Origin of the sequence: Chloracidobacterium sp., from assembly GCA_016711345.1 — a bacterium.
Classification (GTDB): Bacteria; Acidobacteriota; Blastocatellia; order Pyrinomonadales; family Pyrinomonadaceae; genus OLB17.
The window spans coordinates 14,793-27,918 of the sequence record JADJTD010000012.1 but is presented as its reverse complement, the minus strand read 5'-3'; the positions used below and the strand labels follow the sequence as shown (position 1 = coordinate 27,918).

At 52.6% G+C, this 13,126-nt stretch carries 17 protein-coding genes; 16 read left to right on the top strand and 1 reads right to left on the bottom strand.

Features of this window, described 5'->3' with window-relative positions; genetic code table 11:
* Positions 1 to 625: 625 nt before the first annotated feature.
* The gene (locus tag IPL32_20045; protein MBK8468112.1) at positions 626 to 835 is read right to left on the bottom strand and encodes a hypothetical protein; all 210 of its coding nucleotides are present in this window, start codon (positions 833 to 835) and stop codon (positions 626 to 628) included.
* A gap of 456 nt (positions 836 to 1,291) precedes the next feature.
* Here IPL32_20045 and IPL32_20040 point away from each other — a divergent pair, with 456 nt between their 5' ends.
* From IPL32_20040 to IPL32_19965, 16 genes are all read left to right on the top strand, one after another.
* Positions 1,292 to 2,188 carry an HNH endonuclease gene (locus IPL32_20040; GenBank protein ID MBK8468111.1) on the top strand — a complete coding sequence of 299 codons (897 nt, stop codon included), beginning with the start codon at positions 1,292 to 1,294 and terminating at the stop codon, positions 2,186 to 2,188.
* Between the two features lies 1 nt (position 2,189).
* Positions 2,190 to 2,585, top strand: a complete 396-nt coding sequence (locus IPL32_20035; GenBank protein MBK8468110.1) for a hypothetical protein — start codon at positions 2,190 to 2,192, stop codon at positions 2,583 to 2,585.
* A gap of 123 nt (positions 2,586 to 2,708) precedes the next feature.
* Entirely contained in the window at positions 2,709 to 3,263 is a 555-nt protein-coding gene (locus IPL32_20030) for a LysM peptidoglycan-binding domain-containing protein (protein ID MBK8468109.1), read from the top strand.
* 13 nt (positions 3,264 to 3,276) lie between these two features.
* Positions 3,277 to 3,462 carry a hypothetical protein gene (locus IPL32_20025; GenBank protein MBK8468108.1) on the top strand — a complete coding sequence of 62 codons (186 nt, stop codon included), beginning with the start codon at positions 3,277 to 3,279 and terminating at the stop codon, positions 3,460 to 3,462.
* A complete protein-coding gene (locus tag IPL32_20020) occupies positions 3,462 to 3,653 on the top strand; it encodes a hypothetical protein (protein MBK8468107.1) in 192 nt (63 codons plus the stop codon). The genes IPL32_20025 and IPL32_20020 overlap by 1 nt, the downstream gene beginning before the upstream one ends.
* A gap of 259 nt (positions 3,654 to 3,912) precedes the next feature.
* Positions 3,913 to 4,221 carry a hypothetical protein gene (locus IPL32_20015; GenBank protein MBK8468106.1) on the top strand — a complete coding sequence of 103 codons (309 nt, stop codon included), beginning with the start codon at positions 3,913 to 3,915 and terminating at the stop codon, positions 4,219 to 4,221.
* Positions 4,218 to 4,532 carry a hypothetical protein gene (locus tag IPL32_20010; GenBank protein MBK8468105.1) on the top strand — a complete coding sequence of 105 codons (315 nt, stop codon included), beginning with the start codon at positions 4,218 to 4,220 and terminating at the stop codon, positions 4,530 to 4,532. The genes IPL32_20015 and IPL32_20010 overlap by 4 nt, the downstream gene beginning before the upstream one ends.
* Entirely contained in the window at positions 4,522 to 4,917 is a 396-nt protein-coding gene (locus IPL32_20005) for a hypothetical protein (protein ID MBK8468104.1), read from the top strand. Before IPL32_20010 ends, IPL32_20005 begins: the two co-directional genes overlap by 11 nt.
* A gap of 90 nt (positions 4,918 to 5,007) precedes the next feature.
* A complete protein-coding gene (locus IPL32_20000) occupies positions 5,008 to 5,397 on the top strand; it encodes a hypothetical protein (GenBank protein ID MBK8468103.1) in 390 nt (129 codons plus the stop codon).
* Between the two features lie 8 nt (positions 5,398 to 5,405).
* Entirely contained in the window at positions 5,406 to 6,017 is a 612-nt protein-coding gene (locus tag IPL32_19995) for a hypothetical protein (protein MBK8468102.1), read from the top strand.
* 8 nt (positions 6,018 to 6,025) lie between these two features.
* Positions 6,026 to 6,265, top strand: a complete 240-nt coding sequence (locus tag IPL32_19990) for a hypothetical protein (protein ID MBK8468101.1) — start codon at positions 6,026 to 6,028, stop codon at positions 6,263 to 6,265.
* Positions 6,266 to 6,279: 14 nt separating this feature from the next.
* Positions 6,280 to 6,750: a hypothetical protein gene (locus IPL32_19985; GenBank protein ID MBK8468100.1), complete on the top strand. Its 471-nt coding sequence runs from the start codon at positions 6,280 to 6,282 to the stop codon at positions 6,748 to 6,750.
* On the top strand, positions 6,750 to 8,723 hold the full coding sequence (locus IPL32_19980; GenBank protein ID MBK8468099.1) for a phage terminase large subunit family protein: 1,974 nt from the start codon (positions 6,750 to 6,752) through the stop codon (positions 8,721 to 8,723). Before IPL32_19985 ends, IPL32_19980 begins: the two co-directional genes overlap by 1 nt.
* Positions 8,720 to 9,319 carry a hypothetical protein gene (locus IPL32_19975; protein ID MBK8468098.1) on the top strand — a complete coding sequence of 200 codons (600 nt, stop codon included), beginning with the start codon at positions 8,720 to 8,722 and terminating at the stop codon, positions 9,317 to 9,319. The genes IPL32_19980 and IPL32_19975 overlap by 4 nt, the downstream gene beginning before the upstream one ends.
* Positions 9,312 to 10,898, top strand: coding sequence for a phage portal protein (locus IPL32_19970; protein ID MBK8468097.1), 1,587 nt, complete (start codon positions 9,312 to 9,314; stop codon positions 10,896 to 10,898). The genes IPL32_19975 and IPL32_19970 overlap by 8 nt, the downstream gene beginning before the upstream one ends.
* Positions 10,899 to 11,056: 158 nt before the next feature.
* Entirely contained in the window at positions 11,057 to 13,090 is a 2,034-nt protein-coding gene (locus tag IPL32_19965) for a phage major capsid protein (protein ID MBK8468096.1), read from the top strand.
* Positions 13,091 to 13,126 lie beyond the last annotated feature (36 nt).

Genomic DNA, 13,126 nt, shown 5'->3' with positions numbered 1-13,126 from the left:
ATAGTTAGCCTCTCGACTAACTATAATAATAGCAAAATTTATACCTACCGTCAAGGATAATCACGAAAGGGTAATATGAACGTAAAACACCAATTCACGATTACTATTTTGAGAACGAATCAACGCCACCACAACTATTTGTTCACCCGTCTTCTGAGGTTGACCAGAAGTGGTTGGATTTTGTTGGCGATGTGCTAGTTCTTTTTGAGAAGCACTATCCAGTGCCAACGCCAGCAATTATAGACGCACAGGAGCAATCAAAATGACTAAAACCCCGACACCACAACCCGCCGAGCGAGGCGCAGCCCAAGACGCGGCGAGACCACTGCCAAGACTGGAATACGACCAAGGGCAAGACGGTTACTGGATTAAAACAGGGGCATATCCTGACGGCAATACTTGTCTTTTGCACTCTGATATTGACGCGTTGAATCAGTTGGCAGGGAAGCCGTTGCTAATTTACAACGCCGCCCTGACCGCCGCCGAACCCGCTGGCAGTCACGCCTTCACCTTTTCAGATACTTGCACGAAATGCGGTAAGAACGCCTACGAGGACGGCATAGACTTGAAGCGATGCAGGCCCGCTGGCGGTGCGAGTGAGTTTCAAAGCCGCTTGAGGCTCGGTTTATCTTGCGGACATACTTGGAACGGCACTGCGTTTGATCGTTGCCCGCAATGCGGCGATGTCGCGGCCGAACAACCAACCAAACCGCAGGCTGATGCCAAAGCCGACAGGGAGGCGGGCGTTTGTGAATGTGGGCATCGGAAACAGAATGGCGTATGTACTCGACCGGATCGACATTGCGAGGAATGCAAAGAGGCCCTTCCCGGACATCGACATTTTTGTTCAACGATCAACCCCGCCAAAGCCGACAGGGAGGCCTTGAAGCACGAGGCTTCTTGGCTTTACAGTGAGAATTTTGACATCGGTGACGACGAGGAACTTGAGAGAGTTGGTGACTTTGCGGCGACCTTCCACTTAGCCCAACTCGCAAAGCACGGGGCGAACAGGGGCCCCCCCCGCCGGGCGGCCCCGGGGGGCCCGGGCCCGCGGGGCCCCCCCGCCCCGGGGGGGCGGGGGGCCGGGGGGAAGACGCGACAGATACGCTTTGGTGGTTTGCCAATGAATATATCGCGTGGCAAAAGATCGAGCCATACCAGAGAGAGCAGGAGGAAGTGATGAGTGAGAATTTCACGGGTCCTAAGGTCATCATCAGAATCGCGGGTATCGCAAGAGCCCGAGGGGTCTTCTTTTCTATTAAAAAAATGAATTTCAACGACAACGGATTTTATGAATAAAGTTTGCACCAAATGCAAAACTGAACAGCCGATCACGGCATTCCCGAAGGATGCACATTTGAAATCGGGCATTAGTTCGCAGTGTCGAAACTGTCACGCGATCCGTTTTCGAAAGCACTATCTCGCGAACAAGGAAAAGATCGATCAGCGATCCCGTCAATGGCAGGCGGACCATCCCGAGCGCGTCAAAGAGTTACAAGCGAGAAATTACAAGTATCAGAAAATTTCAGAGGATGAATGGAAAGAGCGAAAGGCTGCGACTCGAATTAGAACCCAAGAAAGCACTAGACAGAACGCCCTCGAATGGCGTCACAGATTAAAAAACGACCCTATTCGCTTATCACAGCACAGAGAAAAACGGAGAGATTACATCAACAACTGGCGAGCCCAAATAAGAAACATCCGTGATATTCAGGAATTAAAAAAGGACATCGAACGTATAAAAGCACAAGGCGTCCGGCTAAAGAAAGCACATACCAAGATTTGCCCAATCCTAAAATACGACCCTGCTCTTTACCGTGCTGCCCAAAAAGAAATAAAACGGGCGTGCGATGACCGGCGAGACCCAGAGAAAAAGCGTCAAAATCGCGTGCAATGGAAAAAGAACAATCCCGCCGCTATTTCCGCTCAACGGTATCGGCGACGGACTCACTTAAAAAACGCCATTGTTGATCTTACTGAAACACAGTGGCGGGCAATTAAAGCCGCCTATCGGTTCAAATGCGCGTATTGTGGATTGAAAAAGCCACTTACAAAAGATCATATCGTTCCCGTGAAAATGGAAGGCAATCATACCGCGGCAAACATCATTCCAGCGTGCCAAAGCTGCAACAGTTCAAAAGGAGCGCGTCTTCCAAAGGTTTCATATCAACCACATCTCATTAGGTAAAATGGTCGAATTGGATTATGAGGTAAAGCGTGAGGGCTTGTCGTTTGCGGCGAGGGTGAAGTTGCTTGCTTCGGAAGCTCCTGACACCTTTGCGGCCACGGCTCTTCATAGGGCGGCGAATCTGATGGACAGCCACTATGGTTTCAGTGTTCGGGAAAAGAAAAAGGCGATCCTGCAATACATGCGAAAAATGGGTGGAAACTGCTCAATCGTTGAACTCAAGGCTCATTTCAAGTGGCATGTTGACGTGATCTCGCGGCTGGCCGGTGAGCTTGAATCTGACGGTGAGATCGTGTTTTACAATGCCGATCCCGCGGGATCGGGCAGTGGTCGAAAGGCTCGCCGGATGCGGCTGAAGACTGAAACCGTCGGCAATTTATCCCCCCCTAAAACTTAATTAAAGCCAAAAAAAAATAATCTGTTTGGCGTGACATATCGTCTTGCCAAAAGCCTTGCACATCTACGCGATCAGCAGATCAATGCTGCGTATCCGAATCGGGATAAGCGGTCCGACGGATGGATCGGCGATCTATCGCACAAAAACCGCAAGAGCGATCACAATCCGAACGCGGCCGGCGTTGTCTGTGCGATCGATATCGACGAAGACCTCGCGCCGGACATTCATTCGATCAAGGCTGTCGTTGACGCGATCTGTGCGAGCCGTGACAAGCGGGTCAAATACATCATTTACGAAGGCAAGATCACGGTTGAAGGTAGTAATTTGCAGCGCTGGAAGACTTACTCCGGCGTTAATCCGCACGATCATCACGCTCATATTTCAGTCGTTTCCGATCCGACACTGTACGACGACGAACGGGACTGGCACATTTCCGCGGCTGTTCCGGCAGGCGGGAACCCGGGCTCGCTGACAGAGAAAGCCGACGGCGAAAGCGGACCCACACTCGCCGCCGACACGACCATCTCTGCCGCAAAGCCGCCGATTCACGTTGTGAAAAAGGGCGACACGCTGTCGGGTTTATCGATCGAATACGGCCTTTCGGTGGCCGAAATTAAGAAGTTGAACGGGCTGAAATCTGACCTGATCAAGGTCGGGCAGAAGCTGAAAATCAGATAGGAGAAAAACTATTATGACTTGGTCACAATTTATCGGAATTTTAGCAATGGTCGCTCAGGGGATTAACTTTGCGTTGGTGTTCTTTTCGACCTTTTTCGCGGGGCATCCTGAGATATCTGCCATTATTGCGGGTGTTTTGGCGTTCATTCAGGCAGTTACGGGCCGCATACAAGGATCGGCTAACCCTTTGGGGAAGTAATGGCCGATAAGAAAACTAAAACCGAAAAGGTTGATCAGGCTTTCGAGAAGGGCAAAAAGGTCGCGGACACGGTGAAGGAATTCACGCCGCCTTCGGTTGACGGGATGATCGATCAAGGCACTCAGATCGCCGAGGTCGGTTGGGGAATAACGAAGATGCTCAAGGGGCTTTTCGGAAGGAAGAAAAAGTAATGTCAGCAGCGGTTTTCATGCTTTTGTTTTGGTTGGGATTTCGGATCGTTGAGAAGCCTCAGCGGAAGGACGCTGTTCTGACAAGCTATCAGCCGCCAGGCGAAAAGGAAGATCAATGGACCCGAAGCAAAGACAAAAGATAATCAATCGCATCTGGCTCGTGGTATTCGCGGGCGTTCTTTGTTTTGGCGGTTATGGGTTGTGGCGGATCGCGGAGGCCTTTGGCCGCGTGATCTTTGAATAAGGGGAACTCTCACGAATGGGCGAATGGCTGGCTACTAACTGGTTTCAGGTATTGACCTTGCTCGGCATTGTTTTTAGCTGGGCGGTGCATTACGGGATTTCGACGGCGAGATGGAAGTCAATGTCAGATAAAGTCGATGAAATGGAAGTGACGCTGAACAATATGCAGAGCAGTTTTCAGGTTCACACGGCAAACTCCGAGATCCATATCAGCGGAACGCTGCTTAAATTATTTGACGAGCGCTCCGATTTCATCAAGCAGCAGTTTTCCGAAACGCGGGCAGACATTCAGCGTATCGAGGAAAAGATCAATCTAGGGAAATGAAAACACTGGCACTGATCACAATCTTATTTTTTACGGCGTCGGCACAAATGCCGACGGGCACGGCGACACCGGCTGTTGTTGATATAGCCCTGCCTGCAGCGGCGACTATGAAGATCGCATACCCGGCACGGCTTACAGATCCGACGCAGAACGTGGTTTGTGATTACTTTGTCGCAAATTGGGGCAAGGCACGATGGCCCGGCACCAAAACAAGCCCTTGGAGCTATCAGTTCTACCATCGCAAACGCCTCAAGGCAGGCACTTTTGTTTGCGATGTGAGCAATAACAAAGCTGAGGTCAATGGATATTGAGGGGCTTTATCTCAAACATAACAAGCAGATCACGACTTACTGCTTTTCGATGCTCAATGACTGGCAAGACGCAGAGGATATATCACAGGAAGTTTTTACGAGAATCATTGAAAAACCGCCTGTTACCGTAAACCGAAACTGGCTTTTTATATCGGCAAAATTCAAATGCTTAGACTTGCAAAAAAAGAACAGGCGAATCGTTTACTTCGACACGTTGCCGGATATGGAAGTCAACAGCGTATGGCATCAGCGACACAAGATGCCGCAAAGGGAAGTCCGACGCAAACCGCGACCGCCAACGGGATTGACACCGACGAACTATCAGCAACGAACGGCGGCGATCATTGCGGGTATTTGTAGAAAATTGACAAAACAGTTCGCCTGAAAGGGCGGAAATCCAATTATAAATGAGGTGCTATTGGCTATCTCGCCTCGCTGAATTGGATCGAGGGAGTAACTAACTCCCTCAAAATTTATGACGAAAACGGCTGAAATACTTGAAAAATTGGTGAAAGGGCTGAATTTTCTTTCGGAAACGGATGATTTTTGGCAGGTATTTTTGCCGACTGCGAGGCGGAAAGGTGCGGTGACTTCGGCGACGATGAAGGATCTCACGCGGCTCGGCTTTCAGGAGCAGTTGGATTTCGACACGTTCATGGATCACACCATCGCGTCGCAGACCGTTTCGCAAGGCCAGGCCGTCGGCAAACGTTATCGTGAGCTAAGAACAGCATTTATCACGCACCTCGGACAGAGAAAGGTTTTTAAGATGATCAACTCGCCGAACAATTATGAATATTACGTCGTTGGGATCTCCCGCAATAATAATTTGACCGGCGTCTTTGTGACATCGGTCGAGACTTAGGAAATGAAATGTTCAAGATGTCCGCAAAACTCGTTCAACGCCCGCCGTCTGCCGAAAGAATCATAAAATACATGAAAAACGGCATCGCGATAGGCGTGACCAAAACCGCCAAGGAAGCTCAGGCGGCGGTCGTCGCAAATCTGCGCGGGACGTTTACGATCCGCAATGCGTGGCTGACGAATTCGCCGATCGGTATAAAAGTGACCATCGCACGCGGCGACCAGTATCGACCTACGGCCACAATTTACACCACTGCGAAGTTCTTACCGATGCACGAGGCCGGAGCGACAAAGTTTCCGCTTGGCAATCACATCGCCGTGCCGACGAAATTTGCCCGGCCGAACAAAGGCAGCCGCATCCGTGCCGAGCACAGGCCGAAAGCGTTGATAGCCTCGGGCAAGGCGGCGATAGTCGAGAACGACAACGGCACAAAGCTGCTCTATGCCGATCTCGGCGGTGCAAAAGGCTGGGTGCCGATGTACGTTTTGACACCGAAAGCAAAACAGAAAAAAGCCGACATCTGGGAAAAGCCGATCAGGAAAGTCGTAGACCGCAATCTCGCGAAAAACATCGACGCGGGCGTTGCAACGACAATGGCTAGGTTAAAGGCACGGTCATAAAATAAGAGATGAATATAGAAGAAAACTACGGTATCGCAAAAATTAAAGATGAAGGTACGGTGCACCAACTCAGCATTTCATGGGACTTTGACGGCGACATCTCGGAAGTGGACGAGCGCTATCCGACGATGCTTTTCACGCCGGACACGTTCCGCGATCTCCACTTTCACATTGACTTGACCGATGAAGAGGCTATCAGGCTTTATCAGTGGCTCGGCGCCTATCTCGACATGAAAAAAATCAAATAATGGCTCAAGCTGCGGTGAAAATCGAATTCGAAGACATCTCGATCAGTGAGATCGCGAAGCGGTGCAAGCTCGACCGTGCGACGGTGAAGTCTCGGCTCGACGATCTTGGTTATGAGCCGGTGCTTGTTGAAGCAAAACTGACGCTTTACCGCTTTAGCGAAGAGGTGAAATTTGCCCTGCTGTCGGCAAAAGATTCGATCTCGGCGGCAAAACTTCGCGACCTGCGTGCAACCTACGAACTCAAGGAACTAAAACTCGCCGAGGCACGCGGCGAACTGGTCGAGCGAACCGAGATGACGGTGCTCGTGCAGAGCATCGTCGGTGCGATCTATCAGGAATACACGGTCAGGCAGCCGAAACGCATCGCGATGAAGCTCGCGAAGGCAAAAAATCTGATAGAGGTCAAAAAGGTTTTGAAGGCCGACAGCGACCGGATCATGAAGATGTTGAAGAGTAATTTTGCGGCGTTCATCGATCAAAAATAATGACCTATTCGTCAACAGCATTAAAGGCCGTACAAGCTGGCATCGATCTTGCGATACCGGACGAGATGACTACGCCTGAGTGGGCTGAGACGTTTCGGTTTGTCGATCGCGGTTCGCGCAAGGGCAAATGGTCGAACGATACTTTGCCGTTTTTGACGGAGATCATGGCTTGTGCGGACGATCCGTTTGTTCGCGAGATCATTTTTCAAAAATCTTCGCAGGTTGGCGGGACCGAGATGCTGAACAATATCATCGGCAAACGCATTCATCTGGCGCCGACCGAGATCATTTACTGTGCCGAAAAAGAAGACAAGGCAAAGGCGTGGACGCAGGAATCGTTCGACTCGATGGTGCGTGCGACGCCGGAACTGAAAAACGCGATTTATCAAACATCTCAAGACAATAATCAGAACGTCAAACGCTTTCCCGGCGGCGGGCTTTACATCGTGTGGGCGACATCGCCGGCCGAGCTGTCGTCGCGTCCCGCTCAGGTGCTTGCGTTTGACGAGAAGGCCGCGTACAAGCCGACGAATGAAGGCGACGCCGTCAAGCTCGGCGAGGCTCGAACAAAGACCTACGACGGCGAAGAACTGATCATTAAAAACTCGACGCCGCGTCGGTGCGATTGTTCGAAGGCGGGCGAAACTTGTGCGGACATCTCGCACGACTTTGAACGCGGCGATCAGCGTGAGTTTTATGTGCCGTGTCCGCATTGCGAAGAGTTTCAGACGCTGAAATTCGGCGGAAAGGAAACGTCCTTCGGGCTGAAATGGGACAAAGACTCGCCGGAATCGCCATATTATCTCTGCGAACACTGTGCCGCGATGATCGAGGAATTTGACCGCGAGGACATGCTGGCGAAAGGTTACTGGCGGGCGGCGAAGGAATTTAACGGCGTCGCATCGTTTCGCATCAATCAGATCTATTCGCCTTTTGTAAGTTGGGGAAGGATGATCGTCGATTTTCTCGAATCGAAAAAGTCGATGGCAAAGCTCGAGGTTTATACAAACACCGTTCTCGGCGAGGTCTGGAAGCCGGTCGAGCAGATCGAGTACGAAGACCTGACCTGGAACCTCGAAGAATATCCGGCCGTCGTGCCGCCCGGCGTTTTGATGTTGACCGCAGGCGTCGATGTGCAGAAAGATCGTCTTGAGTGCGAGATAGTCGGCTGGGGAAAAGATCACGAATCGTGGTCGATAGATTACAAGGTTTTTTACGGCTCGCCGGGCATCGAGGTCACGAACGACGACGAAGCGGACGAAGAAACCGAGGCTCTCGCGAGCGTTTGGGACGAGCTGGCTGCGTTTCTGATGGGATCGTTTCCGGGCGTTGCCGGAACGCCTGCGTTTCGCATCCAGTGCGTCGGCGTCGATTACGGCTACCTTTCGACCGTCGTCGCAAAATTCTGCAAGAAATACGCGAAGAAACGATGGTTTGCAGTGAAAGGCATCGGCGGTCCGGTCGCTCCGCTGCTCGCAAAACCAACGGTCACAAGTCGCGGCCCGAAGGTCAGGCTATTCCCGGTCGGCACGAACGCAGCGAAGGATGATATTTACTCCGCGTTCAAGGTCGAGAAGCCCGGTCCCGGTTACTGTCATTTTCCGGATCGCCAGCCGTACAACGAAGACGCTCACAAAAAGCAGCTCTGCAGCGAGCGGATGGTGACGCACATTCGCGGCGGGCGAACTTATCGAGTCTATGAGCCGGTCGCGAAAGGCGTCCGCAACGAAGCCCTCGACGTCAGGGTTTACGCACTCGCGGCCAGGGCGATCTTTCCGCCGAATTATGAAGCGATCGCCAGGCGAAGGCTGGCTCATGGCGAGGTTGTGGAGCGTGACGAAACGAGTAGTCAAGAAATGCTTGACAACTCCCCGGACGAACCGCCGACAACGCCGACAACGCCAACGCCGAGAGTTTTGCCGTTTCGCGGCAGTTTAACGAAGAACAATCCATTTGAGGGATACAGACCATGACAGCAACAACACGAACGATCGAGCCGACCGTCATCACGACGCGAGAAGAAGTTCAATGGACAAAATCTTACGATGATTATCCGGCGACGCTCTGGCAGTTGAATTATTATTTTCGCGGTCCCGGCGTTGGATTTAATGCCGCTTGGGGAACTGAGGTTGTCGCCGACGGTTCGGCGTTCGACATCACGGTTCCGGCGACAAAGACCGTGCTGATGACCGTCGCAGGATGGTACACATGGCAGGCGTGGTTGACGGAGATCGCCGACTCGACAAACAAGATCAGGATCGGGCAAGGCCGCACTCGCGTCATTCTTGGTTTTGATCCGACATCGACGGCGACCATCGAAACGCGTTCGACGGCAAAGCAGATCATCGACTCGATCGACGCCGGAATGCTGACGTCCGACGGCAAAACCGTCGAATATCAGGTCTCGACGCCGTCGGGATCGAAAAAGGTCGTGCGTGCGTCGCGCGAAGAGACGATGAAAACGCGTGACAAATACGCCGCGATCTACGCAAATGAACTGGCCGCCGAACGGTCTCGAAATGGAAAGCCGATCATGCAGACGATCAATATGAGGGTTTACGATGAATAAACAAAAGAAAAAGAAACTGTCGGTCAGGATTTGGGACGCATTGTTTCCGCCAAAAAACGAACGAGCTTATGCGGCTGCGAAACGCACACGTCTCAACGCCGACTGGCCGACGACGCCGACCGGTGCGAATTACGAGCAAAAGGTTTCGCTATCGACGCTGATCGCCCGCTCGCGCATCGCCGCTCGCGATTATTTGCACATCGCCAGCTATTTGCAGTTGATGCGTGCGAATGTCATTGGACGCAAAGGCATTCAACTGCAATCGCGAGCCCGAAAAGGCAATGGCAAACTCAACGTAAAACTCAATCAGCACGTCGAGGAAGAGTTTTGGAAATGGGGACAGCCGGAAACTTGCACACTCGCCGGAAACCTCGACTGGAAAGGCGTTCAAGACCTATGCCTCACACAGCGCGAACGCGACGGTGCTTTTCTGATCCAGATGATCGATGCCGACAATGAATATGGATTTTCGCTCAAGGTCTGGGATGTGACATGGTTCGATTTCACCTATAATGACACGCGGACGGACGGCAATCGCATCATAATGTCGATCGAATTTGACGCCAGGGACAAACCGGTCGCATATTGGCTGACGACTCCGACGAGCGAGATGATGTTCACGCGGAACCGATCGCGGACACGCACACGAATTCCAGCCGAGCAGATGATCCACGGCTTTCGAATTCTCGAAGACGCTTCGCAAGTGCACGGAGTTCCGGAACTCGCTCCCGCTTTGCTTCCGGCGAAAAACACCTACAGCTATGTTGAAAGCGTGACGATGGCCTCGCGCGTGAGCGCGAATCAATTTGCGATCCTCAAAAATACCTCCGGCGATGCCGAGGCACAATTCACAGGCAAGGAAACTGACGACGGCAACGAGACAAACCCACTGATCGACTCATCGCCGCTTGCGATCACGCAGATGCTACCGGGATGGGAACTGCAGCAATTCAAGCCAGATCATCCGACTCAGAACCATCCAGCATTCAAAGAAACGCTCGACATGGATGTCGCGACCGCTCTTCGAGTGCCGTATTTCTTGCTGATGGGAAACTGGAAGGCTGTCAACTTTTCATCGTCGCGCGGAGGCCTCGGCGAATTTCGCGAACGCTGCAAGAGCGATCAGGAATTTTATGCAAACACATTGTGCCGCCGCGTTTTTCACGCGTGGGTATTTCGAGCATGGCTTCACGGCAAACTCGATATCACGGCCGCTCAATTTAACGAGATCCAAAACCCGGCATGGCAGCCGCGCGGATTTGCCTATGTCGATCCAACGAAGGACGCCCAGACCGACGTGCTTCGTTTGCAAAACCGTCTTACCACGCCGAGCAGGGTTCACGCCGAAGGCGGCGAAGATTATGCAGACTTTCTCAAGCAATGGGCAGCCGATAAAGAACTTGCTCAGGAAGTTACCGGAACTGACATCGATGAGCTTTATGCTCCGAAGCAGACCTCGGAGGCTCCAGCAGAGAAGCCGAAAGAGTCTGACGATGACGATACGGACGATGATGACGAGGAAGTTCCGCCGAAAAAACGCGAGCTAACAAACGGCCACGATCACGAATTTGTTAGCTAGAAAACAGACGAAACCATTTGTTACACGAAAAGCCCGATATATCGGGCTTTTCGTGCGTTTGGGTACAAGATCAGGTGTATTTATCCCCCCCTAAAATTTAATTGCATTTGATTTTTTTTAATGTTGTAGCCGTCGGGTAATTCCGGCGGCTTTTTCTTATGCCTCAAGACCGCAATTCAATCGACCAGGTTCGCCAGCAAGTTTACGGGAAGATGCAGCGCAGCGACTTCGCGTTTCAGATCCGCGAAGAGGATGTGAATGCAGATTCGCGGACGGTCGAGCTTGCGTTTGCTTCGACAAAGCCGGTCGATAACTGGTACTACGGAGCGATCGAACTGCGAATGGGCAAGAAGAATGTCCGCACGCAGCGGCTCGACAGCGGCGCACCGCTGCTGATGGATCACGACACACGCGATGTTGTCGGTGTGATCGAGAAATACGAATTCAACGAAAAAGAAGGCATCGCCCGCTGCACCGTTCGCTTTGGCGAATCGGCACGGGCACAAGAAGTTTTTAACGACGTTCGCACCGGCATCCGCCAAAACGTCTCGGTCGGCTTTATGATCTGGGACCTCAATCTCAAATCGGACAAAAAAGGTGCCGAGCGGGTTTACACCGCTGACGACTGGGAGCCATACGAAGTTTCGATAGTCGCCGTCCCTGCCGACATCAGCGTCGGCGTCGGCCGTTCGATCGAAGATGAAGAGAATGCTGACCGCACGATTCGATACAAGCTTGAGCTGGACACGACCGAGGTCGACGAAGCTCTCACAGTTCTAGAAGCCTCGCAACAGCGGGCAATTTCACACCAAAAGGAAGATAAAAAAATGACACCAGAAGAGATTGCAGCCGAAGAGGCCAAAAATCAACGAGCCGCTGAACTACTTGCCCGTGAAACGGTCAAGACGGAAATTCGCGAGACGGCCGCCGCACTTGGCAAGCCAGAGCTTGAGCACGCGTTTCATCAGAAGCGATTGCTCGATGAGACCGCCGGCGAGCCGACAATCGCTGAATTCAAGGCGTTTGCCCGCAAGCAGATGCCGCAATCGACATTCGTTCCGCCCGCACCGGTTCCGACCAACGAGAGAACCGAGCTGGCACGCAGCCTGCCGCAGCACGGAGCCGTTCGTGGTTTCGGCGGTGATGCTGAAAAGGCGTTTCGCTTTGGACAGTGGTTCATCGGCGTTGCAGGAAAAGAGGGTGCGAAAGAATCCGCCCGCCAATTCTGCATCGAGAAAGGCATCGTCCGATCGTTCGCCGAGGGCGTCAACGAAACAGGCGGCTTTCTCGTTCCAGAGGAATTCGGAACCGATCTCATCCTGCTTCGCGAAAGCTACGGCGTATTTCGCCAGAACGCGAAGATCGTGCCGATGTCATCCAGCGACCGCACTGACCCGCGACAGATCGGCGGCGTGACGGCATATTTTGCCAACGAAGAATCGGCATTGACCGAATCGACGATGGCATGGGATCAGGTCTCGCTTTCGGCCAAGAAGCTGATCGCACTGACCCGCATCTCGAGTGAGCTTAACGAAGACTCGGCGATCAGCATTGGCGACACAGTTGCCAACGAGATCGCATACGCCTTCGCCAAGAAAGAAGACGAGTGCGGATTCATCGGTGACGGAACATCGACCTACGGCGGCATCAAGGGTGCGACTAACAGACTGAAAGACCTTTCGGGAACCATCGCCAACATCGCCGGATTGCAGGTAGGTTCGGGCAACCTTTATAGCGAACTCGCCCTGGTTGATTTCGAAGGCGTCGTCGGACACTTGCCGCAGTACGCGGACAGCGACCGTGCGGCGTGGTTCGTTCATCGCTCGTTCTACTGGAACGTGATGGTCAAGCTCGCACTCGCTGCGGGCGGCAACACGGCTTCCGAGATCGAGGATGCACGCAATCAGCGGTTCATGGGCTATCGCGTGGTTTACACGCAGGTCATGCCAAAGGCCGAGGCAAACAGCCAGGTCTGTGCATTGTTCGGCGACCTGTCGAAAGCCGCAAGCCTCGGCACACGCCGAGAAGTGACGATCGCGACCAGCGAGCATTCACGCTTTGCCAACGACCAGATCGAGATCAAGGGCACGCAGCGATTTGACATCGTTGTTCACGACATCGGAAACGCATCGGCAACCGCCGCATCGCGTCAGGAAGGTGCCATCGTCGGACTTATCACAGCCGCTTCATAGGGATCGGGCGGGTGAAAATCCCGCCTTTTTTAAGTT

Coding starts and splice junctions, on each gene's coding strand:
- IPL32_19975 (MBK8468098.1), top strand. CDS start 8,720: ATGACAGCAACAACACGAACGATCGAGCCGACCGTCATCACGACGCGA.
- IPL32_20005 (MBK8468104.1), top strand. CDS start 4,522: ATGGATATTGAGGGGCTTTATCTCAAACATAACAAGCAGATCACGACT.
- IPL32_19970 (MBK8468097.1), top strand. CDS start 9,312: ATGAATAAACAAAAGAAAAAGAAACTGTCGGTCAGGATTTGGGACGCA.
- IPL32_20000 (MBK8468103.1), top strand. CDS start 5,008: ATGACGAAAACGGCTGAAATACTTGAAAAATTGGTGAAAGGGCTGAAT.
- IPL32_19980 (MBK8468099.1), top strand. CDS start 6,750: ATGACCTATTCGTCAACAGCATTAAAGGCCGTACAAGCTGGCATCGAT.
- IPL32_19965 (MBK8468096.1), top strand. CDS start 11,057: ATGCCTCAAGACCGCAATTCAATCGACCAGGTTCGCCAGCAAGTTTAC.
- IPL32_20035 (MBK8468110.1), top strand. CDS start 2,190: ATGGTCGAATTGGATTATGAGGTAAAGCGTGAGGGCTTGTCGTTTGCG.
- IPL32_20015 (MBK8468106.1), top strand. CDS start 3,913: ATGGGCGAATGGCTGGCTACTAACTGGTTTCAGGTATTGACCTTGCTC.
- IPL32_20010 (MBK8468105.1), top strand. CDS start 4,218: ATGAAAACACTGGCACTGATCACAATCTTATTTTTTACGGCGTCGGCA.
- IPL32_20025 (MBK8468108.1), top strand. CDS start 3,277: ATGACTTGGTCACAATTTATCGGAATTTTAGCAATGGTCGCTCAGGGG.
- IPL32_19995 (MBK8468102.1), top strand. CDS start 5,406: ATGTTCAAGATGTCCGCAAAACTCGTTCAACGCCCGCCGTCTGCCGAA.
- IPL32_20040 (MBK8468111.1), top strand. CDS start 1,292: ATGAATAAAGTTTGCACCAAATGCAAAACTGAACAGCCGATCACGGCA.
- IPL32_20045 (MBK8468112.1), bottom strand. CDS start 835: ATGTCCGGGAAGGGCCTCTTTGCATTCCTCGCAATGTCGATCCGGTCG.
- IPL32_20020 (MBK8468107.1), top strand. CDS start 3,462: ATGGCCGATAAGAAAACTAAAACCGAAAAGGTTGATCAGGCTTTCGAG.
- IPL32_19990 (MBK8468101.1), top strand. CDS start 6,026: ATGAATATAGAAGAAAACTACGGTATCGCAAAAATTAAAGATGAAGGT.